We start from the raw sequence: 23,229 nt of genomic DNA, 5'->3' as shown, positions 1-23,229 counted from the left end.
ACTATAATCATAAAAGAATTAAGGCAAAATTAAAGGGTATGAGCCCAGTACAATACCGGGCTCATACCCTAGAGGCTGCCTAATGAAACGACCTGTCTAACTTTCGGGGGTCACTTCACTGCCTGGAAGGTGGCTGTTTGTCGGCAAGTTGATAGAATGACTAAAAAAGGACAAACTCTCCAATGTGAGAAGTTTGTCCAAAAAGTTTTTCATGTTAACTATTTTTACACTAATACGAATAATAATGAATTAGAATAATGACTTAATACTTGCTAAGACAGTAAGTACACCTACAATAATAACAAATACGTTGCTCATTTTCCCTTTGTATTTAGCTAGTACTGGCACTTTTTGAATCGCATACATCGGTAATAGACATAAGATAGCAGCAACTAAAGGACCGCTTAGAGAATCAATAAGTCCAAGAATACTTGGATTTGTATAAGCAACAAACCAGCATGATAATACAACAAAAGTAAGGATTACTGTCTTAATTGTTTTTTCTTCAATATCTTTTCCACGTGATTTACCAAACTTAATAATCATGTCACGCATTACTTCAAATGCTCCGATATAATGGCCAAGGAAAGACTTTGTAATAGCCACAAAAGCAATAATTGGAGCTGCAATAGTGATTACAGGCGAATTAAGCTCATTAGCAAGATATGAAAGAATTGATAAGTTTTGTTCTTTTGCCATTTTTATATCATCTGGAGTCAAGCTCAATGCGCTACTCCAAACGAAGAACATAACAACAGCGAATGTCATGATATAACAAACCTTTTGTATTTGCGCACATTTAGCATCAGTGGCTTCGATTCCATACGTAGCTCTCTGTTTCACAACAAATGATGAAATCATAGGTGAATGATTAAATGAGAATACGATGATTGGTAGAATCATCAATATCGTCCCAAAATAGCCTGTTCCTGTTGAAGCAGTTGAAACAGCTGAAAAACTAAGCATTGACGTATTCCACTGTGGAATTAAAGATATTGCGATAAAAAGTAGAGAAACTATGAAAGGATACACTAACATACTCATTACCTTTACAGTAATATCTTGACCAAAATTCAGTATAGCGATAAGACCAAGAACTAATACAAGTGATAAAATAGCTCTTGGAGGTTCTGGCATGTGCAATTGATGCACGATAAAACTACTTGCAGTGTTTGTAAGCGCAACCGAATACATTAGCACGATTGTATAAATTGAACCGAAATATACGATGTTAAAAATGATACTCGCTTTATTTCCGAAATACTCTCTAATTGTACCTGTGATCCCCTCATCAGCAGAATTAGAAGCGTATATCATTTTAGCAAGCGCCCTATGTGAGTAGTACATAACTGGATATGCAAGTAATGTAATTAGTAGTAAAGATAATAAACCACCTGAACCTGCATTAATCGGTAAAAAGAGCACCCCTGCTCCAATTGCAGTTCCAAATAGACTCAGTGCCCATGTAGTATCCTGCTTATGCCACTTTTTCGGATCTGCATATTGCTCATTTTTTAGTGCGGTATTTTCAGCTTGAACTTCTATTTTCTTTGCAGTATTCCCGTTCATATAATAACTCCCCCTTGTATCTATTCCTGCATCTCTCTTTGCATCTAACAAATATTCCCTTTCTGGAAAATGAATTCCTTACAAGTTGCCCCACATTGTATGTCCTTCATCATAATGAATCCAAATTGAAACATTCACTAATTAGCGTCCTAATATAATTGTTAGCGTTCACAAAAAAGTTTACTCGTAATATCCGCTCTTTATATAAAGACCCCTTAAGAGAACAATATAGAATAGACTTCATAAATACGTTGCAACATTTCTAATAACAGTGTATTACTTTAATGGTTTCTCTTTTTTACTTTTAACAGTAATTTTAGCTAAACCGGCCTCTCTTAATTTGCGAGGCATTTCTTTCTCAATTCTATACATTACCTTCATAACTTCGGTAGCACTGATGATATTGCTTACACAAGCCACTGAAGCACATTACATACATTTCGCCTCTAATCACACACCTTTCTTACTAAGAATCGCATTTTTTATATTTTCTCCAGAGATAATAAAATTTCTCTCGACGCCCTCATTATAACGTGTATATTTATAAAATTAATATTTTTATATTTTCAGAAATATTAAAGTGGAATAATTTTATACAGATAATATTTTACAGTTAGCATGTAGCCATTGTTTTTATAACTTAAAGCTGAATTAGTTAGTAAAAAAATACAATAATACATTATCTTTCTAGGTGATTTATTATAAAGACACTTATATCCACTTTTATCAAAAAATTTTATTTTAAACATAAAAGATATTGTAATAAATAATTAATGTAGGTAAAAAGAAAAAAACCAAAAATACATAAACCAAATTTCAGGATATATATTATCAATATTGAATTCATATACAATTTAAAAAGCTACACTGAGCAAAAAACAAAAAAGCTGCCCCATATGGACAGCTCATTTACATAATTATCGTTATCAGGAATACACAAACAAATCAATTCAATATCATCTTAATTGTAATTTGTTCGGCTCTTCTTCAGGAATATCTCTATGTTTGTAATGAATCGTTTTTACATCGTTTCCCTTTATGCGAAAAGTAATTGCGTCCTCTCCATAAGGCGGATTGTGTGCACCCTCAAAAGTTTAAATTTTAAAATCCCTCATTAACTAGCTCTTTTATCGAGTTTAATTTTGAAGAAAGCTCGATAAACCATTCTTCATCCCCTGTTAATAATGCAAGATCTATAAGATAAAGGATTTGTTCCTTATTTATTACCTTTGATTCAGGGAGTTTGTTAACGTGTTTACTAAAGAGTAAAATCGCTTCGTTTATTGTGTACTTGCCGTCACGTTTCACAATACTAACTGTAACTATATCCTCCACATCATCAAGTGATACAATATAACCAACTATTAATTCACCTTCATTTGATATTCCACGAACCCAATCTCCTACTTTTAAAACATGATTATTATTTGACATCATACCGTTTCACCTTCTTATAAATATTTTTTGTGACGATAAAAAAGATATAAAAACAAATTATACTGTAATATTTTTCATTACATTTAAGTGTTAAGAACTCACGGCTATATAATAATTAAGCCCCCTTAACGCTCTTGATTGATAAGGTCAACAACTTCTTTCATTGTATAATTCTTTAAGTATTCACCTAGATGTTCTTCAGCACCTAAGAAAATAGCGAAAAGAACTTTTCGCATGTTCGAACCTACAACACACTGATTGTTTGATTCCGGACACTTCGGCTGCAAAGCACCTTCAGAGGTTATCTGATAAATATGCCAAAGATTAATTTCATCTAAATCGCGAGCGAAAATAAAACCTCCACCAGTTCCCTCTTTCGATTGTATAAATTTATGTTTTTTTAACAAACTTAGCACTTTACGAATACGTACTGGATGTACACCTGCACTTTCTGAAATAGCATTACTTGTTGACATCCGGTCTGGCTGTAAAGCTAAATAAGTTAAACTGTGAATGGCCAAGGTAAAGTCGCTGTTCATGATTTTCCTCCTACGATTCAAAATATTGTTTTTCATATATTAACATACTGTAGCCATAAATATTACAGATAGGTTAGAACGTTAAAACATATAGAATACTTCTTGCCATAAAAAATTAATTCTCTTATATTCTATCCGGTCCCACCTATATCTGATAACTTCATTTAGCTTTTTAAGTTGAAAATAAAATTAAACACTCCACTGTTTCTTCACTTGTTCTTCTGCCAACTGTTCAATTTTTGTCCAAATCGTATCTTTACTCACAATAACATTTGTTTGATAATTTCTATCATTATAATTAACTGTAACACATACTTCAATCATCTTCTGCTTCCTCCTTTCAAAAAACTTTTTCTAAAAAATACTACTTATTAATTGGCCAATTTTTGCAATTCAATGTTCAAAAACGTTCGAACGCTACGTGGTAAAAATTTACGAATTTCTTCCTCATTAAAACCAATCTGCAATCTTTTCTCGTCCAGCATAATTGGGCGACGTAACATTAGTGGATGCTCAATTATTAATGTATAAAATTCATTGAGCGAGAGCTCCTCAATATTTATATTTAAGTCCTGAAAAGTTTTCGATCTAGTTGAAATAATTTCAGTAGCCCCCTCTTCAGTTAAACGAAGAATTGATTTAAGCTCATCAACTGTCATAGAATTTGATACGATGTTTTTTTCAATATAATCAATTTGATGCTCTTCAAGCCATGCTTTCGCTTTTCGGCATGAGGCACAGCTTGCTGTTGTATATAGAATTACCATATTTAACTCACTCCTTTAATGTTATGAAACGTACATTTTAAACATCGTTTATTGAAATGTATTAAAAAAAATTACAGTTTAGAATCAAATACAAGCAATATTATTTATTCGAGAATATTTAATTTATCTACATTTTACAGACGATAACAACTCACTTCTAAAAACTATACTGTAATTTTAAACTTTACAGTTCTATAAATCAAATGTTAAGTCTTGGATTCATTCTATTAACGTATAATAGGAGCAGTTGAGACAATACTTGCCTCAACCGATTTTTATATCTCTTTATAATTTTTTGCAGTAATGACTGTTTCAAACTCAAAGGTTTCGGGTAGATGATCTGCATAAGAATATTCAAAAGTTCGTCCATCCGTTAAATAAGCTACTTGTTCAACTCGCATTAGGAAATCCTGATTTGTTAAGTTCATAAACTGCTTTTCCCTATCATCTGGGCGAATTCCTTTAACCCTGACAACAGATGTCCCTACTTCAAGACCAAGTTTATTTTGAATATGTGAGTATATCGACTCCTCTAAAACAGAAGCCTCAACACCTGGGATAACAGAAATTGGCATCCATGTATGCTCCATAATCGTCGGAATGCTGTGAATGATGCGGAGGCGAATGATTTTATAGACGAAATCACCGATTGAAACTCCCAATTTCTCAGCAACTACTTCATCAGCCCCAACAATCGCAAACTCGATAATTTTACTTTCTACCTCACTGCCGTATACAGCTTTCGTACCCGTTAAAGTTTGAATCATTCGTGCCTTTTCCTGTTGACGCCAATCTTGCACCACTGTTCCACTTCCGCGCCGGCGGATAATGTAGCCATCTCTAACTAATAGATCCAGCGCTTTCTTAATAGTAAGGGCTGAAACACCAAATTCTTCAGCAAGGACGGGGCTACTCGGAATTTTTTCGTTGATTTTATATTCACCGTCTAAAATTTGCTGTTTAATCTTTTGATAAATGCCGAGGTATTTTACTTGTGTTGATCCGCTTGCCATTTCCATACCTCCTTTATACTGCAAACTCTCTTCTATTCATTCAAATGTAAAGCCTCAAGTTTGTAAACTGAAGGTGATGGGGCAGCAAATCCATTTTCTAAGATTTCAATATTCGTTACCACTTCTTCGTCTTTCACAAGTTTTGGTGCACCATTTATAATTGTTTCATACGCGGCATCATAGAAACGACCGTAATCACCAAGTGGCGTTTTAATTTGTTTTTCAATCCAGTCACCATTTGCATTACGATACTTAGCAACTCCATAGTACATCGGTGAATCTTCACCAAACCCTGCACTCTCAGGCATAATCCCCGCTTTCAAATCATTTTCCTGCTGATCTTCACCGTATTTAATAAATGATCCATTTGTTCCATGGACGATAAAGCGTGGATAATCTTTTGCTACGACATGGTTTGTTTTCAGCTTAATCTTCAACTGATTTCCGTAATGTAAACCAACATCGAAATAGTTATCAACCGCACTTTCCATTTCATTATTACGAATATCGTATGTCACCGTATCTGGACGGCCGAATAGTGAAATCATGCGGTCCATCGTATGAATACCTAAACTATAAAATGAACCTTCTTCTTTTGGAGCTTCATGAGTGATTGAACCAGGACGGAAATAATCAATATGTGATTCAATCTCAATAATATCACCAAGGAATCCTTGTTCAACTACTTGCTTCACAGCTAAAAAATCACCATCAAAACGGCGGTTTTGATAAGGCATAACTACTACACCTTTTTCTCGTCCTAAAGCTAATAATTCTTTCGCATGTTCCACTGTATCGCAAAATGGTTTTTCAACGATAACTGATTTTCCAGCAAGTATAACTTTTTTCGCTAATTCGTAATGCGTATGTGCTGGCGTACAGACCGTCACCACTTGAATTTCTTTGTCATTCAACAATTCATCCAAATCAGTAGTGAAGTAAACACCTTTTTCCTCATATGGAGCCGCTAATTTTTCATTTATTTGCCGTACAAAAATCGTTTTTATTTTTATATTATTACGTGTGTTTACATAAGGTAAGTGATAGCGGTTAGCTGACTTTCCAAATCCAATAAAGCCCATTGTTAATGTCATATTTTTCAACTTCCTTGCTCATAAATTTTCGTTTCTATATTTATTATATAATTTAATCATTAAAAGTATATAGTTTTAACTTTATAATTATATATTAAATAAAAAATCCACGATAAAATTCATTCTCACTATAAGTTATGGACCTATAAAGTGAAACTTTAATCAGTGGGGCGGTTTATCCCCTACTGATTATTTACCCGTAAATACCGGGATGAAAAGGAGCGTAATGAACATGGCATATACTACTATATCTATGGAAATTTTTGGATCACCTGAACAAGTATGGCAATTAATCGGAGGTTTCAACTCCCTTCCAGACTGGTTACCTTATATACCTAGTAGTAAATTAACCGAAGGCGGTCGTGTACGTCATCTAGCTAATCCAGAGGGTGAAACAATTATAGAACGCTTAGAAGTATTCAATGATAAGGAACGTTACTACATGTATTCAATCATGAATGCACCGTTCCCGGTCACTAATTATTTATCTACAATCCAAGTTAAAGAAGGTACTGAAAGTAACACATCATTAGTAGAGTGGTCTGGTACGTTCACTCCTGTTGAGGTTAGTGTTGAAGAGGCAATAAATCTGTTTTATGGTATCTACAGCGATGGACTGAAAGCATTGCAGCAAGCATTTCTAGATTAATTCATGTAATTGATTGAGACGAGAAAGTTAATTAACAGTCAAATATTCGATTTTGTGGTTAAATTCATTATGAAAGATAAACAAATACAAATTTCATGCACTCTTGTTAATTACACGAAATAAAAAATACTACCTCCAAATGGAAGGTAGTATTTTTATTAATCCGGAAAAACAATTAATCCCTCTTCTTTTTCCTCCTGTTTTAAATCTTCTTCTGGGAAGTTTACAGTTGAATTTTTATCCCCGGTTCGTTTTGTTTCTTCACCTGGAAATACGAAAGTTGAATTTTCTTTTCCTTCATTTTTTTCTACGTTATCTGGAAATACCATAGGATCATTGGTAGTCAAATCACTATGAAATCCAAGGTTAGACAAAATCGCTTTTAAATCTGGTAAAACCCCTATTTTATCAGATGATGGGTTATTAGACTTTGTGCCTGTATTAGGATTACTTAAAATTGCTCTCAATTCTTTTGGTGTATATGCCTTACCTAAATGTTCTTTAGCAATCCCTTGAATTGATACAGCAGCCCCAGCAATTATAGGCGAAGCGCTAGAAGTACCACGGAAGTTAGAAGTATAACGATTCATTATATTCTGATCTGTAACTTTTTGTCCTTTACTATTTTGATTTTGATATGTATCTAATGTATCAACATACTCTCCCCAACCATATACATCAATTCTACTACCATAGTTAGAGAAACCTAAACGTTTATGAGGAACTCTTGCAGTAGATGCTCCAACTATAATAGCTCCTGAATCTTTAAAGTCTGGACTATTTCGATTTAAAATCTGTTTACCATTACGGTCTTTAAATTCATCTAAATCAATCCCACCATTACCAGCTGCTTCTACAATAATAATGCCTTTATCTGTACCTTTGCGAATTGCGTTAAATATACTCGGGTATACTTCTACTGGTAAAGGGTCATCTCCATATCCATCATATTTAAAGGATTCTTCTATTAATAAAACATCTCCAGCCTGTAAAGAATCTACGGCACTTAAAATAGCATCTCTTACATCGATTCTCCCATTATCTCGAATCACTGAAATTACTTTTGCCTTTGCTTTTGGTGCAATCCCAATGTTCCCAATCCCATTGTCAGCTGCAGAAACAACACCTAGAACTGAAGTACCGTGAGAAAGATCATTACTCATTTTTCCAGACATAAATTCAATATTTTGACCGACTAAATCTTCATGATTTAATAACCAGCCTTCTTCCAAATCTACAAAGGTTGCTCCTTGACCATCTCCTCCTTTAATTCCCCAAGCATAAGGAGCATTAATTCCTAAAGGTGCCTCTTCAAGATATCCCTGTCTCGAAAATCTAGGATCATCATAAGGATTCACTGATAATACAGGCAATCTCGAGCTAGGCGTTGTGTTTATACTCTTATTAGAACGAACTTGTATTTTACTAGAATCGTTATTAGCAGCATGTACTGTATTTGTTACAAATGTCGTACCTACTCCAGCAAAAGTTGTAATTGCAAGTGATGATATCAACATACCTTTAAAATTTTTCATCTTTCCACCTCTAGTTTTCTATTAGAATTAACATATTTAATAATGTGTATGAACCGAAATGCTTTTTATCTTATTATAAAAATTAATAGATTTTTATAACTTTTTGATTTACATAAAAACTCCTTTCATTCTTGTAATTCAATGTGTATATTTCAAAATAACAAACTCACTGTAACTATTATAGTTACACATTTGTTGATTTTCAACTACGAAATATAAATTTTAAAAAATAAATTTATATTACTTTAAAACAGCATTAGCCTTTTACGCACATAAAAAAGCAAAATATCTGTCCAAATTACAGCGATCAATAAGTTTATGGACTGCGAAAGAAATACGAAAAAGCAAAGCACTAAGTGCTTTGCTCCTTATAAAATTCCTTTTAACTTTTCACCAATTAACCTCGCTACATACTCATAGCCTTCTGGTCCAAAGTGTAATCCATCTTTTTCATCATTTTCTACAAATCTTTTATAATCCCGTTCTTGAATCATTTCAGCGAATACGTTTAGAAAATAACTTCCTGTTTCCCTCGCCACTTTCTCCACCACGTCTGCATACTGACCCAGCACTCTATTTGTTCTATTACGCTGTCTTTCTTCATCAACTGGTGCAGGACTAATCAGTAGTACTTTATCTGATGAAATATGGTTCACAATCTTCTCTAAGTTTTCTTTATATGCTTGTAATGACACTTGAGAAAAAGAAACTGCATCATTCGTACCAAGAAAAACTGTTACGAAATCTGGTTTATATGATATTACATCTTCTTCAATCCTATGTAACGCATCCAATGTATTATCCCCTGGAACACCTGCATTCACTACTTTCCATTTTGGAAACATCTCTTGCAAACATGGTGTTAATCTCGGCATTCCATCAAAAAATGTTTCATCAGCTGTAATACTATCTCCAAAACATACTAACGTTTTCATTAAGCTACTCTCCTTTTACGTATGAAACAACTTTCCTTCTATTGCTTTTATATATCTTTCAGCAGAACGTTCAACTGCCCCATTTGCATTTTCTTTTACTACTCGATGAAAAGCGTTGTATAAACGATTAAACTGTAACGGCTTCACTCGGTTCACCATTTCTTCCACTTTTCTCGCTGGTAATGGAATTAAGTTTGGATAGCTGTACATAAAGCTTACCCACTTCTCATCTGCTACGACTTGAATAATATCACCTGTTAACAAAATCCCTTTTCCATCATTACCTTCTTCCCAATGCAATACAGAACCACCACTAAAATGTCCTCCAAGACGATGTACAGTAATCCCATCCGCTAATTGTAAAGACTCACCAGACCAATAAATAATACGACTACTTGGGCGCATCACCCATTCTTTATCATCTTCATGTATATAAATTGGTACATCAAATGTCTCTGCCCATTCTACTTGCGTTGAATAATAATGAGGATGAGACAATGCAATTGCATCTAATCCACCAAGCTCTTTTATTTTCGCAATTGTCGTTTCATCTAAATACGTAATGCAGTCCCATAGTAAACGATATGACTCTGTTTTCACTATAAATGCCGTTTGACCGATCGCAAATCCTGGTTTTGTCGTAATACTATAAAGTCCATTTTCCTCTTTGATTATTTCATTTTTATATGTATCATCTGTTTGCAAATTTTCTAAAGTCGTCCAAGACTGCCCTTTCGGATTCACATACTGCCTTTCTTCATCACAAATATGACAACTCACCGGTTCATCTACACTCGCTGCATACTGCACACCGCACGTTGTACAAACGAAATTTTTCATAATAATTTCCCCTATCTCTATATTTTTATTAAGCTGATTTTTGTTGATAATGATCTACTTTTTTATTTTCAATTAATAAACTTATAAAAGTAAGTAAATAGACAACTGTAACCAATAATGGCATTACAGTAAATCCTTTTTCGCTTCTGCAACATTCATCTCACTATCTCCCCCAAAATATTTGTACTATAAAGGCACCTCAACCTCACCCATCCAATAACGCCAAGCTGCTAAATAATTTTCTAAATCTTTCGGGTGGTGCCGTAAACATGTATCTATACGCAAATATAATCCTATGACTATTTCTTCATATAAATCACGGTCTTTTTTATGAAATACACATTGTTTCATCGCATAATCGATTGTTTCTTTTGTTAAATCTTCCGGGGTTGAACAGAACGCATAAATTAAATCATATATAGGATCTCCTAACAATGGTAAAGGATCAATTACACCATGTAGCTCATTCTCTTTAAATATAAAGTTATGAAATCCAAGATCACCATGTAATAAAAACGGCTGATTTATTCCAGCGTCCCTATTTGCTAACTTAAGAACCGTTCTATACTCTTCTTCACTTATGTAACATCTTACATTTTCATGAGCTTCTATCACATTTGTTGTTAAAAATTCATTCCAAGATTGAACCGGATTTTCTTTCCATCCCCAGCTATCAACCTCTGTAGCTACTTCATACTTATTGATAACTTTCTTTACAAGTTTACAAAGAACACTCCGTTTATGGCCTAGTTTGCAAGAAGTTGTGCCCTCAAGGAATGAGTAAACAATATAGCGATTTAAAGGTTCCTTATATAAAAGCTTTGGAAATAATTCGTCCTTTTTATAAAACTGAAGAAAATAAGCTTCTTCACGTATGACATCCGATTCATTCAACTTTATAACGTATTGTTCATCTAACAAATATATAGTACTTGTCGTTCCCCCGTTTAATGCTTTTACGCTATTTGGATAATGTGAAACAACTTTTTCCTTAACTAGTTGTGCAGTGATTATTGAAATGTCCATTCTCTCACCCTTCAACTCCGAATATTCCCTTAATTCAAAAGACAACTTTACTATTATTTGACAAACATAAGGGAATTTCCCCTAAAAATCTTAATATAACAAAAAATAATTTTATTTCATTGCAACTGCTTCCTTCAATATTCCATTATATAGTTCATTCCATTTATGGTAATGCGATGTGATTTCTTCACTCCAAATGATCTTCATTTAATCTAGTAATTTCTATTGAATTATCTCTTTCTTTTAACTTATGAGCCAAACTTTCTACACCAAACACTTCTGTAAACGTATGACTGCCTACAATTAAATTAATTCCTTTAAATTTCGCATGTTGAACTGTATATAATGTTTTTTCACCGGTTATGTACGTGTCACACCCTTTCTCTAATGCACGCTCAATCAAATTTGTGTTGTTTCCTGCACCGGTTAAAATCGCAATCCGTTTTACTGGTTTATCGTGATTTCTCCAGCTCTTCACTTTCTCTTCCATTTTTTCTTCAAGTTTTCCAACTAAGTTTGAAAAAGGAATCGCTTCTTTATATTCTCCTATTCCCGGTAGTTCTTCTTCCTCATAGGTTGAATATTCCAGTATTGTATCTATCCCAATTTCGTTAAATAACGATGTACACGTGCCAAAATTTACAAAATCTAACGGCAAATGAATCCAAAAATGATTCATTTCATATTGCTTCAATTTCTCAATACAAGCCTCTTCCATACCAAATAAAAAACTCCACGGCGCATGATGTGTAACTATCATATCGACTCCATTTCGATACGCTTCTTCAATAGTTTCTAACGTTAAATTTGTTGTGTAACCGATTTTGTAAAACTCTTCTTTACTTATATAAGTAAAACCATATTCATCATCGCCATATTTATGAAGATGCTCTCCAAATAGTGATGTTATATGTTCTTTAAACTGCTTTATATTCATTTTTATTTCTCCTTTCATTTACTTTTATATTTCATAAATAAGGAAATACTAAATTACAACGTTACATACATATAGGAGGACAATATGAAACCTGAATTTTTAAAAGCTGTACATGATGCAATCGGAAATGTCGAACACATTCATATAGAGGAAAGCGGTGCTGACAGCTTACTTATTCATCATGATGATGCACAGCAGTTACAACAAGTTGCTAAGGCGTTAGAAAATAATAATTTCCGCTCCGCTTTAAGAACAACTGGAGATGCTTCGTACATTGAAGTATTGAACAGATAATGAAAGTCCGGATGTATTCCGGGCTTTCTTTTTTATCGCGCTATTCACCGAGCAGTAAGACCCCCACTGATTAAAGTTTCACTTTATATCGAAATTTCAAACTCTTTTACATACACCGCTGTTCCAGCAATATCTATTTGTAACTTTTCGTTTTCTATCCCTTTCGTTACATAAACAGTTACACGACCATCTTTATTTATTTCCTGTCCTTGCTCAACGATTAAACCCAATTCATGTTCAAAATCTTTCTCTAAATACTCCGCATAATACGCTCCCATTACACCTGAAGCTGTTCCTGTCACTGGATCTTCAATCGTCCCAGCGTAAGCTGATGAAAAATGACGGCCGTGCATTTGTGCTAGTTCATCATAAGTTTCTAGACAAATGGGGTGAATAGAAGCATTAGGTATTTCTTTTAATACTGATGGAAATGCAGCATTATTAGGTGTCATTCTCTCACATGCATTAAGATTTTTAATCGGTACAATTACAGTCCAATTACCAGTACTTCCATATACAATCGGTAAACTTACATCTAAATCATTTACTTCTAAACCGATACTTTGAGCTAATTCTTCTTTTGAACCTGTAAATTCTTTAAACTGAGGTGCTGCCTGCCTCATTTTAATAAAGGTTTCTCCATTTTCATTTACACCTATTTGTATCGGTAAAATCCCAGCCTTCGTTTCAATCGTAAGGTTACTTTTCTCTTCTAATAAACCTTTTTCGCGCAAGGCAAATATCGTCCCTACTGTCCCATGACCACATAAATCCATTTCAAAACCAGGTGTAAAATAGCGCATTCTTATATCTCCTACTTCTGAGAAAAGAACAAAAGTTGTTTCGTTATATCCAACTTTTTCAGCAATAATTTGCATTTCCTCTTCCGTTAACCCATCTGCTTCTAATACAATACCTGCTGGATTTCCCTTATTTGGTTTATTCGTAAATGCGTCGTAATGAAATACGTTTATAGTCTTCATTTTCTTTTCTCCTAACCTTCTTTAAAGATTTTATAATAAAGCTCTATCTTCGTTTTCAACGAACAATTATTTCTCCAAAATATCCTCTGCATCTTTTCATTTGAAGTATGTGTGCTTCCAATGTAATAAGTAGCCCCCATTTCCTTTAACATATGCAACGATTGAAGATGCATATGGGAAGCAATTCCTTTCCCGCGATAATAAGGCATTATCCCAAAATAAAATAATCGTCCTTCACTTTCTGTTCCAGTTTCTATATGCGGTATGGACATACCAATCGGCTCATTTTTATCATAAAAAACAATACATGACTTTTCCCAGCCCGTACCTAACTCTGTTTGCACTGAATAAAAATGCTCATCGATAGTTAAAATTGAAGTTTGATTCCCTGAACCCGACATACATTGTTCCCAAATATATTTAAATTCTTTTTCCGCTAACGTTCCTTCTGCTATTGATCGATATGTATATTGTCTTTCAGGTCCTTCTACATTGTTCAATTCTCTACATACTTCTATCTTTGCGGCATACAAAGAAAAACCGGCATCAAGTAACACTCTCACACTTGAGTTATAACTACTAAACCTTTTGTTTAATACAATACTCGCTCTTTTTAACTCCCAATTAAAACAAACTTCTTCAAATCTACTTATCTTTTCTTTATAAGTTTGTACATCATAAAGAACATTCTCTTCTATCTCTTCAATCGTTACTGCATTTGGTAAGCCATTTAATACTTTTTTAGAAGGGCCAAATAGATTCTGAATGATTGCAAGATCGTATATCACCACTTCAATTCCCCCACACCAGGCTTAATAAACTTTCCTGAAATATCCTCATTTAAATCTATTACCCAATCATATATATTTTTTGCTCCTTCAGCCGGAGTCATATTCGCATCAAAGGCACCAATATCAGTTTTTAATTTTCCTGGGTGAATGGCAGTTACACGAATTCCTTTATTCTCAAACTCTTGTTGTAAGCAGAGTGTTAACATATTTTGTGCAGCTTTAGCAATTCGATATAAATATGAGAACTGGCCTTGCGGAAACTCTTTGTTCGCCATTTTATGTAATGATCCTAATCGAGAGGACACATTTATTATTCTCGGATGATTCGATTTAGCCAACGCCACATATGTACCTTTTACAGCCCGAATTACACCTAAGCAATGAATATTAAATAAGTTCGTTAACTCTTCTGAATTTGTATGTAAAATCTCAGTCTCCTTCCCAGTAATGCCAGCGTTATTTATAACTAGATCAACATACTCTGTATATTCCTCAAGCTGCTTCTTAATTTGCTCCGTACTCTCATCAGCCGATAAGTCTGCCATTATAGGAAAACATCTACCACTAAATATTTGCTTCAATTGCGTTACCGCAACCTCAGTTCTAACTAATGGATAAACGATATGCCCATTTTCATAAGATACTTTTACTAACTGTAATCCTAACCCGCGGCTGCCACCTGTAATAAACACTCTCATATATTCATCTCCTTATTTTTATAATAAATAAGAAAATCCATCCACTTACCATTCTCTAATGAAAACGCCTCTCTCTTGCATTCAAATGAAAAGCCTGCTCTTTCCGCAAGACGCACTGATGGCTCATTATCAACACATATATGTAATTCGATTCTATGAAAATCAAGGCTACTAAAAAATAACGGTAACGCAGCTTTCACACTTTCAACACCATATCCATTTCTCCAATATTGATTATGTATCGAGTATCCCATCATCGCCCATTGATAGTCCATACGTAAAATTTTTATTAGCTCTAGCTTTCCAATTTAGCTCCGTCTTCTTTACGAAAAATGCCTAATACATACATCTCATCTCTATGTGCTGCTTCATCAAAACCTCTTACCCATTCCGTGAACCATGCTTTTGTTGATGATGCCAGAACTTGATAGCAATCGTCATATTTATACTACGATGGCAGTCTCTTGTTAAATCCATCTAACCAACTTTCATAATCACTTTTTTGAAATGGACGAATAATGAGTCTATCCGTCTCTACTTCTAATAACGGTAGCTTCATTTAATTTCATCCCTCGAATTATTAATTGAATATTCTTTATCATCTTACACAAAATACAAAATCTAGTAAATTATTATGTTTTTGATACATAAAAACCCAGTCATGCTTTATACATAACTGGGTTCTCCATCGTTTCATAATTTTCTATTTCACAAGAACTGCATCTCGTAATTCCCTCTTCAACACTTTTCCTAAAGCGTTTTTCGGCAACTCATCTATGAATACTACTTCTGGTATTTTATAACTTGCTAATTTCTCTTTGCAATACTGAAGAATACTTTCTTCTGTTAATGTTGTTTCGCTATCCTTCACAAGATAAGCTCTTGGAACCTCTCCCCAAAAGTCATCTGGAACTCCAACTACTGCAACTTCTAAAACACCATGTATTTCATGAATAACATCTTCTATCTGATCTGGATATACGTTATCACCACCGCGTATAATAACGTCTTTATATCTTCCCATAATATGCAGGAATCCATCATCATCTATCATGCCAGCATCACCCATGTTAAACCAGTTATCTTTTACTACCTTCTTTGTCGCCTTTTCATTATTCCAATATCCTTTAAACATGTATGGACTTTTCACATGAATCTCTCCAACTTCATTTGTTGTTAGTTCATGTCCTGTTTCCGGATGAACAATTTTCACCTCTACATTTTTCAAGGTCTTTCCTACAGAAGACATCTTTTCTTTTCCCATCATTGGATGCCATGAGGTTACAACCCAACCTTCTGTACTACCATAGCCTTGCACCATATATATGCCTTTTTCCATATATTTTTGAATGAGTGTTTCTGGCACTTTTGTACCACCGCTTTGTGCTACTTTAAAGGTTGAAATGTTACGTTCTTTTTTATGTAGTTCATCAAGCATGTAGCTATAAACGGCTGGGAAAGCAAGCATCGTAGTAATTTTCTCTTCTTCAATCTTATCCCAAATAAGAGCAGGATTCGAATCAGCTAAGAAGATCATCGTAACGCCATGATAAATACAATTTAAAATAGAAAGCACGCCACTCATATGAAACAATGGATGCACAGATAAAAAGCGTTCACCTGCTGGGATTTCTCTTTGTCCCGCAATTTCAGCAAAATAATGATGTAAGTTTTTATGTCCAATTACACATGCTTTCGCCTGTCCAGTCGTTCCTGATGTAAACAAGTAAATGGCATCGTCTTCTTCATGAACTTCTACGTTCGGTTCTGTCGTTGGCTGTTTTTGCAACTCTAATTCAAATGAACCAAAGCCTTCTTTTGTCGTTTGAATTACATAAGGAATTTCTTTAACAGCATCAACCTTTAATAACACTTCACTAAATTCTTCATCAATAACTAACACTTTTAATTTCGCTTCTTTTACAATCGTTTCTAATTCATAAACAGTCAGCTGATGATTTAGCGGAATAAATACCGCTCCAATTTTTAAACTTGCCATCATAACGCTTGGAAATGGGTGATTATTTTTGCATAGTATTCCTATACGATCTCCTCTTTGCACACCATTATGTAACAAATAATGTGCAAACTGATTTACTCGTTCATTATATTGCTGAAACGAATATCTTTTCTTCCCCCCTACAAGCGCTTCCAAACTTGGTGATTGCATTGCTCTCTTTTGTAATAATTGTCGCATCGTTCTCAAGTAAAACTCCCCTTTATATATGTTAGGTTTTTTATTTTACCAGATTAACTATTAATTTACTAAAGATTACACTTAGTGAATATAAGAAGAATATAAAATAGCCATTTACTTTACAAGTAAATGGCTATTTCCCATTATATATTAGAATACTTCTTGTTCATCACATATTGCACATACTCAGGTGCACTTTTATCAATCTCTTCATCACTTAGTTTATATTCTGCACCATATAAATAAAAGGAAGGTATAAATTCCATACCTGTGTATAAGCATGTAGCTTGGAATGGTTTCGTCAACTCATCCATTGTAATTCCACTATTTTCATAGTCTTTTTCTAATCCACCTATAGAAATAGCTACACCAAATTCTTTCCCCTTCACTTTATCTCCTTTAGATCCGTACGCAAATCCATATGTTAATACATCATCGAACCATTTTTTTAATAATGGTGGTGAGCTGTACCAGTAAAGCGGAAATTGAAATATATATCTGTCATGTTCTACTAATAACTTTTGCTCTTCTTCAATATTAAACTCCCAATTCGGTGCCACTTTATACAATTCATGCACCGTAATTTCATCCGAATATTTCTCAAGTTCTTCAATCCATCTTTTATTAATTTTTGATTTTTCAATATCAGGATGTGCTACAATTACAAGTGTTTTCATCTTTTTTCATCCCCTTTATAAATTATTCAACCCTTTACGTATTAGTATGAATGAGTCACATATAATTGAAAAGTACGTACTTTAAAGTGCTATAGGAACCTTAAAGTACCTGTGGAGGTGTTATATGAATCAAAATGATGACTGCCCAATTGCAACTACCCTCGATGTAATCGGTGGAAAATGGAAAGTTCATATTTTATGTGTCTTAATAGATGGAAAAATGCGAACAAATGAAATCCGACGAGAAATTCCAAACATTACGCAAAAAGTTCTTACACAACAACTTCGGCAACTTGAAGCTGATGGTATTATCCATCGTACTGCATATCAAGAAGTTCCACCAAAGGTTGAGTACACACTAAGTGAATACGGAAAATCTTTAATGCAAATTATGGATGAATTATGTGAATGGGGGAAAGATCATCAAATGAAAAGATTACATGACTAAAAAAACATTACCGTCTTTATTAAATATTCTACATTCATATTAGTAGTTCAATATTTCTACTGAAATTTTATATTAGAGGGACTCCAACAACTCGTAATTTAGAACCCCAAATCTTTCAGAAGTAAAAAACAATAACATTCATCTATATCTTTATAACAAAAGTATCCTATACTTTTCACCTTATATTTTACTCGGACATTTTTTATTAATTGAACCGCATCCTAGTTGTTAGACATATAGTCAACAATTTGAGATGTGGTTTTATTAGTCGAATAACAGTTCTCATCAACTTTAATAATCATGACTGCACACAAAATACTTTGCAAAGAATTCCTGTACAAGCTGATTTTTCACATAGACTTACCAAATAGCATTTTTATAAAAAACTTCTCACATTTGAATTGTACAAGCATATTTTATTATATGGGGACTCCCTACTCATAGAAAACTACCTTTCTACTCTAAGAGCGCGCATATTTGTGTGCTCTTAAATTATTTACAATAAAATAAAGAGTTTATTAATTTTCTTAATTCACTATCAGAAAAGTACCCATAATAATATCTTTATATTTATCTATTTTTTTATAAAACTATATTATTTTGGAGTTGGTTAATACGTTACAAAAAACTGACCGTGTAATCATTATGGTCCCTCCATTTTCACAAGTGTTTGTTACATTTTACTCATCATCAGGAGAACTTCTTTCATCACAAATCTTATCTAATACCTCTCCACATCCTGTATCAATGTATGCACTTAATGAAATGGAAAGCGAATTATTTGAAGTCGAGTTAAAACCACTACTACCTCATTAAAACTACGAATAGCGGAAAGACCTTTACAACTCCCACATGGAACTATAGCAGTAGCATTTTTAGCAAAAATAGCACAAGCATAAGAAGCTGCAGCCTTTAATGCAAACGCCATTACATATCAATGCTACCCAATGGCTACTGCTGCAGACACGCTATATAGCTTTAACTACAACTATGTAGACTTCTCCTAGGAACTTCATTTTAGTTTCCAAGGAAACTAAAATGAAGTATAATTATATATGTACAATAGATAGCATTTATAAATCTATTTACAATTTTTCACATTAGCTCTTAAACAATTAAATAAATGGAGGGCATGATATGAACAATTATTATGATGTAGCGGTAGTTGGTGGTGGTCCAGTTGGGCTTATGGCAGCATGTGAATTAGCTATTCAAGGCGTAAAAGTTGTTGTTTTAGAGAGAAGATTAGACCGGGTACGAAATTCTAGAGCACTCACACTACACCCCCGCTCCTTAGAATTGATGGCTATGAGAGGTATTGCAGATCGATTTTTAGCTAGAGGCAAGAAATTAAATACAAGTCATTTTGCTGCCTTAGATACAAGATTAAACTTTAAAAATTTAAATACTGATTTTCCGTATACACTTTTTATTCCCCAATCTATTACAGAAGAAATATTAGAAGAACGTGCATTAGAATTAGGTGTAGTCATTAAACGCGGGCATACTCTGAAAGACTTAAAACAATATGAAACATTCGTACAACTAGAAATAGAACAAAAAGAAACAATATATAAAATAGAAGTTCCATATGTAATAGGAGCTGATGGAGCAAGAAGTAAAGTTCGTGAATTATCAAATATACCGTTTAATGGAACAAACACAACAACTACTGCTATATTAGGTGATGTTATTTTAGAAAATATACCAGATACTCCATTTTTATCTACTTCTAATATAAATGGGATATTAATGATGGTACCTATTACACCTGATGTATTTCGTTTTGCAATTGTTGATCCTAAGAATCAGACAATACCTGTTCATGTTGCTGTTACAGAAAAAGAGTTTATAGATAGTATTTATAGTATTACAGGTGAACATCTTCAAATTAAGAGCACAATATGGCTTTCTCGTTTTGGCAATGCAACCAAACTAGCAAATACTTATCAACATAAGCGTGTATTCTTAGCAGGGGATGCAGCACATATTCATTTCCCTGCTGGAGGACAAGGTTTGAATGTAGGTCTACAAGATGCTTTTAATATAGGCTGGAAATTAGGGCTCGCAATAAAACAAAAAAAATATGAAAGTCTATTAGAAAGTTATCATATTGAAAGACATGCTGTGGGAAAACAATTTTTCAAGGAAGTACAAGCGCAAGAACAATTAATGATAAACTTTTCAAACGCAGGAATGGAATTAAGGGATTTATTTTCGCACTTACTTACATATCCCGAGATAAATCACGATTTATCTGAAAGAGTAAGTGGGTTAGGGGTAATGTATTCATCGATGCACGATACAGAAAGACATCCATTGATAGGAAAAAGATGTACAAATCTCACTATTTCTTCTCTAAATAAGAAAAGTTATAAACTCTTTGAATTAATGAAAGATGGTAACTTTATTTTATTAATACACCCTTCTTATATAGATAAGATAAATAAAATGAATATTGATTCGCACATAAAGGTAGTTGTAGGAGAAATACAAGATTCTGAGTTAAAAAATATAGATACCATTTTGATTCGACCAGATGGTCACATTGCCGACATTGAGTATACCAAGATAGATAACTGGGAATATTCCTGAAAAACGATTATCAACCGTATTAGTGATACAATATAAATTCACTTTTATAAAACGAAAAGAATCCTATTTATTTAGGATTCTTTTCGTTTTGCCCATCTCACTATTTATAAAAACATGTCCACAAGGGAAAAATATTAAACTTACAGTTAACTATAAAATTCCGCTCTGATGTACTACAAAAAACTCCCACCTACATACTCTCATAATCAAAAATATTTTTCTCTATTTCATATAAAGTATGATAAGCATCCATAAAGATAAAGCACAAAGGATAGCAAGCACTATACGAGTAGATAGTACCCTTACTTCGAAATCGGTTTTCTTGGATGGTTCAGGATATGCAATTACATAAATCCCTTTTAATAGTGCGAGCCATGCAATAAGTGTAATGAGTCCCTGCCAATTAAGTGTCCAAACATTATGTAGGATAACAGTACCTAACCCAAGGAAAATTGATAGAAAGCCATATATAATTCCAAATCCTCTGTCTTCTACCACTAATTTTTCTTCTCTAATTTTAATTTATTAACAATGTAAGATACCAATGTATTCAATGGAGTAATAATAGTCTTAGATGTTTTATACTCAACTTGCTTAGATGCATCAACCATAGATAATTGAGCAACAGAGATAAATTTCTTTTCATCTTTAATGATTTGATTTAAGAACTTTGTAACTTCTTGGTTGTATTCTTTTTTTAATCCTTTCATTATCAATTCAAAAACACTATTTATGACAACAACCTCTAAATCTAAAGATTTTTGAAGGCTATTAGCATGATGTTTAAGACGTTCTACTGTGCCTTCAACAGTTGCAGGATTTGTAAAAACAATTGTCTGAGGTTGCTGTATATTGCATATGTAATCAAAGAAAGGTACATCAATTTTAATAATTGGCACTGATATTGAGTCTTGGTCTTCATGTAAAATTGCAATATAATTTGTACAAGTAATAAGGATAGCATCAACATTACATTGAGCAATCCATTCTATTTGCTCTTTAACTTTAAATTGAGCATCTGATTCTTGAAATTTTTCATTGGATGTAACCTGATACATTAATGCCGGGTCAACAAAATGGATTAATTCAATGTTAAATGAGGTAAGTGCCTTTTCTATATATTCTATATTTGAATAATGGGCATGTAAGCATCCTAACCTTTTTCTCAAATCCATTCCACCTTTATTATATTTTCGCTTATTCTATCAGTATGCGAATCCACGTGTCTACTGAAATTGAGACCTTTTCTTACATTCTATAAAATGCACCTTTAACTGAACAATTTATTTTCACTAAATAGTTCCTTAATTGATTTTTTTAATAAATAAGGTAACAAGTAATTTTGCAAAATCTAGGATGCAGAGGATTTAAGTTATATTTTTTTGCATCTTGAGCATGTTGATCTTTCCACTTAGGAATTAAGCCTGTGTGGACTTACTTTGACTCCAGACCTATTGCTAGTTTGTCAAACGTTTAAGGTAATCAAAATTTATAAAGATAGCGTATAAATTGAAACCAAAACATTCTTCCTTTTATTACAGATATTAAAAAATACGGTATAAAAATTCCAGTTTATACCGTATTTTCAAACAACTATTTTATTTATTAAGGAACTTTACTTCAGATCTTCACTTGTGTAAAAACCTTAAAAATTCTCTCCATAGAATTGCTTTCCTATCCTCTTCTTAATTTTGACGTCTAGAAGTCAGCATTTAAACTAAACATGCTAATATTGATTTTGTGCGATTGTCAGTTACCTCATAATAAATTTCTAATCCTTTCCGAGTACCTGTAACCATTTTAGCAGCTTTTAGTTTAGATAAATGTTGACTAATTGTACTTTGAGGCATTTCCAAATCCCCATACATTGTTGTTACATTAGTAGGACCTTTTGCAAGCATTATTTTTACTAAAGATAGACGAACTGGATGCGCCAATACCTTTAACACCTCAGCGATTTCTTGAAACATTTCTTTTTTTTCTTTCATCTTATTTCTCCCCTTTTATATACATATTTATGTTATCCATATATATAATTCGAAGGTATATGCGTTTTTGTGTCCGTCATTTTAAAAAAATATAAAAAAACTTTAATCCGAAACTAAAAGATTAGCTTAACATAATGTCTCACTATTAATGATGAATAGGAATCTCGTTATAGAAGCAGCAGTTTTTATGCTACAACTCTACATTCAACTAACTAAA

24 protein-coding genes and 4 pseudogenes are annotated in these 23,229 nt (G+C 33.3%); 5 read left to right on the top strand and 23 right to left on the bottom strand.

Annotated features, from left to right (window positions below; translation table 11 throughout):
• On the top strand, nucleotides 1–83 hold an 83-nt coding region (locus CGQ22_RS15035), incomplete at its 5' end, for an IS3 family transposase (RefSeq protein ID WP_140420774.1).
• 166 nt (nucleotides 84–249) lie between these two features.
• On the opposite strand, the gene CGQ22_RS15030 is transcribed toward CGQ22_RS15035, so the two are convergent.
• The 8 genes and pseudogenes from CGQ22_RS15030 to CGQ22_RS14990 form a co-directional block, all read right to left on the bottom strand.
• Nucleotides 250–1,569 (bottom strand): aromatic amino acid transport family protein, encoded by a 1,320-nt coding sequence (locus CGQ22_RS15030; protein WP_001014169.1) that lies wholly within the window; start codon nucleotides 1,567–1,569, stop codon nucleotides 250–252.
• A gap of 956 nt (nucleotides 1,570–2,525) precedes the next feature.
• Nucleotides 2,526–2,663, bottom strand: a pseudogene (locus tag CGQ22_RS15025) (DUF3888 domain-containing protein); the annotation flags it as partial.
• A 7-nt stretch (nucleotides 2,664–2,670) separates the two neighbouring features.
• Nucleotides 2,671–3,006: an IDEAL domain-containing protein gene (locus CGQ22_RS15020; protein WP_000987461.1), complete on the bottom strand. Its 336-nt coding sequence runs from the start codon at nucleotides 3,004–3,006 to the stop codon at nucleotides 2,671–2,673.
• Nucleotides 3,007–3,131: 125 nt separating this feature from the next.
• A complete protein-coding gene (gene saiR / locus CGQ22_RS15015; RefSeq protein WP_001083465.1) occupies nucleotides 3,132–3,545 on the bottom strand; it encodes an Rrf2-family transcriptional regulator SaiR in 414 nt (137 codons plus the stop codon).
• A 189-nt stretch (nucleotides 3,546–3,734) separates the two neighbouring features.
• Entirely contained in the window at nucleotides 3,735–3,869 is a 135-nt protein-coding gene (locus CGQ22_RS15010) for a BA3454 family stress response protein (protein WP_000573530.1), read from the bottom strand.
• A 47-nt stretch (nucleotides 3,870–3,916) separates the two neighbouring features.
• Nucleotides 3,917–4,312, bottom strand: a complete 396-nt coding sequence (gene spxA / locus CGQ22_RS15005) for a transcriptional regulator SpxA (RefSeq protein WP_000236190.1) — start codon at nucleotides 4,310–4,312, stop codon at nucleotides 3,917–3,919.
• Between the two features lie 275 nt (nucleotides 4,313–4,587).
• Nucleotides 4,588–5,325, bottom strand: coding sequence for a GntR family transcriptional regulator (locus CGQ22_RS14995; protein ID WP_000146278.1), 738 nt, complete (start codon nucleotides 5,323–5,325; stop codon nucleotides 4,588–4,590).
• A gap of 32 nt (nucleotides 5,326–5,357) precedes the next feature.
• On the bottom strand, nucleotides 5,358–6,419 hold the full coding sequence (locus tag CGQ22_RS14990) for an oxidoreductase (RefSeq protein ID WP_089148906.1): 1,062 nt from the start codon (nucleotides 6,417–6,419) through the stop codon (nucleotides 5,358–5,360).
• Between the two features lie 232 nt (nucleotides 6,420–6,651).
• Here CGQ22_RS14990 and CGQ22_RS14985 point away from each other — a divergent pair, with 232 nt between their 5' ends.
• Nucleotides 6,652–7,068: an SRPBCC family protein gene (locus tag CGQ22_RS14985; RefSeq protein WP_089148905.1), complete on the top strand. Its 417-nt coding sequence runs from the start codon at nucleotides 6,652–6,654 to the stop codon at nucleotides 7,066–7,068.
• Between the two features lie 158 nt (nucleotides 7,069–7,226).
• Here the strand turns inward: CGQ22_RS14985 and CGQ22_RS14980 are convergent, their stop codons facing one another.
• The 6 genes and pseudogenes from CGQ22_RS14980 to CGQ22_RS14955 all read right to left on the bottom strand — a co-directional run bounded on the left by CGQ22_RS14980 (nucleotide 7,227) and on the right by CGQ22_RS14955 (nucleotide 12,341).
• Nucleotides 7,227–8,603, bottom strand: coding sequence for a S8 family peptidase (locus CGQ22_RS14980; protein ID WP_000787688.1), 1,377 nt, complete (start codon nucleotides 8,601–8,603; stop codon nucleotides 7,227–7,229).
• Nucleotides 8,604–8,971: 368 nt separating this feature from the next.
• Nucleotides 8,972–9,538: an SGNH/GDSL hydrolase family protein gene (locus CGQ22_RS14975; protein ID WP_089148904.1), complete on the bottom strand. Its 567-nt coding sequence runs from the start codon at nucleotides 9,536–9,538 to the stop codon at nucleotides 8,972–8,974.
• Between the two features lie 15 nt (nucleotides 9,539–9,553).
• Nucleotides 9,554–10,378: an MBL fold metallo-hydrolase gene (locus CGQ22_RS14970; protein ID WP_000788155.1), complete on the bottom strand. Its 825-nt coding sequence runs from the start codon at nucleotides 10,376–10,378 to the stop codon at nucleotides 9,554–9,556.
• A 28-nt stretch (nucleotides 10,379–10,406) separates the two neighbouring features.
• A pseudogene (locus CGQ22_RS32935) lies at nucleotides 10,407–10,523 on the bottom strand (DUF7010 family protein); the annotation flags it as partial.
• 41 nt (nucleotides 10,524–10,564) lie between these two features.
• Nucleotides 10,565–11,404: an aminoglycoside phosphotransferase family protein gene (locus tag CGQ22_RS14960; RefSeq protein ID WP_000355257.1), complete on the bottom strand. Its 840-nt coding sequence runs from the start codon at nucleotides 11,402–11,404 to the stop codon at nucleotides 10,565–10,567.
• 187 nt (nucleotides 11,405–11,591) lie between these two features.
• Nucleotides 11,592–12,341, bottom strand: a complete 750-nt coding sequence (locus tag CGQ22_RS14955) for a Nif3-like dinuclear metal center hexameric protein (protein ID WP_089148903.1) — start codon at nucleotides 12,339–12,341, stop codon at nucleotides 11,592–11,594.
• 84 nt (nucleotides 12,342–12,425) lie between these two features.
• On the opposite strand from CGQ22_RS14955, the gene CGQ22_RS14950 reads away from it, so the two are divergent.
• Nucleotides 12,426–12,635 (top strand): hypothetical protein, encoded by a 210-nt coding sequence (locus tag CGQ22_RS14950; RefSeq protein ID WP_000801650.1) that lies wholly within the window; start codon nucleotides 12,426–12,428, stop codon nucleotides 12,633–12,635.
• Nucleotides 12,636–12,718: 83 nt separating this feature from the next.
• Here the strand turns inward: CGQ22_RS14950 and CGQ22_RS14945 are convergent, their stop codons facing one another.
• From CGQ22_RS14945 to CGQ22_RS14920, 6 genes and pseudogenes are all read right to left on the bottom strand, one after another.
• A complete protein-coding gene (locus CGQ22_RS14945) occupies nucleotides 12,719–13,618 on the bottom strand; it encodes a PhzF family phenazine biosynthesis isomerase (RefSeq protein WP_000849315.1) in 900 nt (299 codons plus the stop codon).
• A gap of 11 nt (nucleotides 13,619–13,629) precedes the next feature.
• A complete protein-coding gene (locus tag CGQ22_RS14940; RefSeq protein ID WP_046945787.1) occupies nucleotides 13,630–14,406 on the bottom strand; it encodes a GNAT family N-acetyltransferase in 777 nt (258 codons plus the stop codon).
• Nucleotides 14,403–15,107, bottom strand: coding sequence for an SDR family NAD(P)-dependent oxidoreductase (locus tag CGQ22_RS14935; protein WP_046945737.1), 705 nt, complete (start codon nucleotides 15,105–15,107; stop codon nucleotides 14,403–14,405). The genes CGQ22_RS14940 and CGQ22_RS14935 overlap by 4 nt, the downstream gene beginning before the upstream one ends.
• A pseudogene (locus CGQ22_RS14930) lies at nucleotides 15,104–15,666 on the bottom strand (GNAT family N-acetyltransferase). The gene CGQ22_RS14935 and the pseudogene CGQ22_RS14930 overlap by 4 nt, the downstream one beginning before the upstream one ends.
• A 144-nt stretch (nucleotides 15,667–15,810) precedes the next feature.
• Nucleotides 15,811–17,304 (bottom strand): class I adenylate-forming enzyme family protein, encoded by a 1,494-nt coding sequence (locus CGQ22_RS14925; protein ID WP_089148910.1) that lies wholly within the window; start codon nucleotides 17,302–17,304, stop codon nucleotides 15,811–15,813.
• A 143-nt stretch (nucleotides 17,305–17,447) separates the two neighbouring features.
• Nucleotides 17,448–17,981, bottom strand: coding sequence for an NAD(P)H-dependent oxidoreductase (locus tag CGQ22_RS14920; RefSeq protein WP_000855231.1), 534 nt, complete (start codon nucleotides 17,979–17,981; stop codon nucleotides 17,448–17,450).
• Between the two features lie 124 nt (nucleotides 17,982–18,105).
• Here CGQ22_RS14920 and CGQ22_RS14915 point away from each other — a divergent pair, with 124 nt between their 5' ends.
• Together CGQ22_RS14915 and CGQ22_RS14910 are read left to right on the top strand one after the other, a co-directional pair.
• A complete protein-coding gene (locus tag CGQ22_RS14915; RefSeq protein ID WP_001072961.1) occupies nucleotides 18,106–18,429 on the top strand; it encodes a winged helix-turn-helix transcriptional regulator in 324 nt (107 codons plus the stop codon).
• Nucleotides 18,430–19,566: 1,137 nt separating this feature from the next.
• On the top strand, nucleotides 19,567–21,024 hold the full coding sequence (locus CGQ22_RS14910) for an FAD-dependent oxidoreductase (protein ID WP_089148902.1): 1,458 nt from the start codon (nucleotides 19,567–19,569) through the stop codon (nucleotides 21,022–21,024).
• A gap of 222 nt (nucleotides 21,025–21,246) precedes the next feature.
• Here CGQ22_RS14910 and CGQ22_RS14905 read toward each other — a convergent pair.
• The 3 genes and pseudogenes from CGQ22_RS14905 to CGQ22_RS14895 all read right to left on the bottom strand — a co-directional run.
• Nucleotides 21,247–21,531 (bottom strand): annotated as a pseudogene (locus CGQ22_RS14905) (hypothetical protein); the annotation flags it as partial.
• Nucleotides 21,522–22,199: a hypothetical protein gene (locus tag CGQ22_RS14900; RefSeq protein WP_003279185.1), complete on the bottom strand. Its 678-nt coding sequence runs from the start codon at nucleotides 22,197–22,199 to the stop codon at nucleotides 21,522–21,524. The pseudogene CGQ22_RS14905 and the gene CGQ22_RS14900, both read right to left, overlap by 10 nt.
• Nucleotides 22,200–22,736: 537 nt before the next feature.
• Nucleotides 22,737–23,012, bottom strand: coding sequence for an ArsR/SmtB family transcription factor (locus CGQ22_RS14895; RefSeq protein WP_000660065.1), 276 nt, complete (start codon nucleotides 23,010–23,012; stop codon nucleotides 22,737–22,739).
• Between the last annotated feature and the right edge of the window lie 217 nt (nucleotides 23,013–23,229).

The sequence above is a fragment of the Bacillus sp. M13(2017) genome (genome assembly GCF_002218325.1).
Taxonomy (GTDB): Bacteria; Bacillota; Bacilli; order Bacillales; family Bacillaceae_G; genus Bacillus_A; species Bacillus_A thuringiensis_K.
The sequence above is the reverse complement of the archived record's forward strand: the minus strand, read 5'-3'. Positions and strand labels throughout refer to the sequence as shown.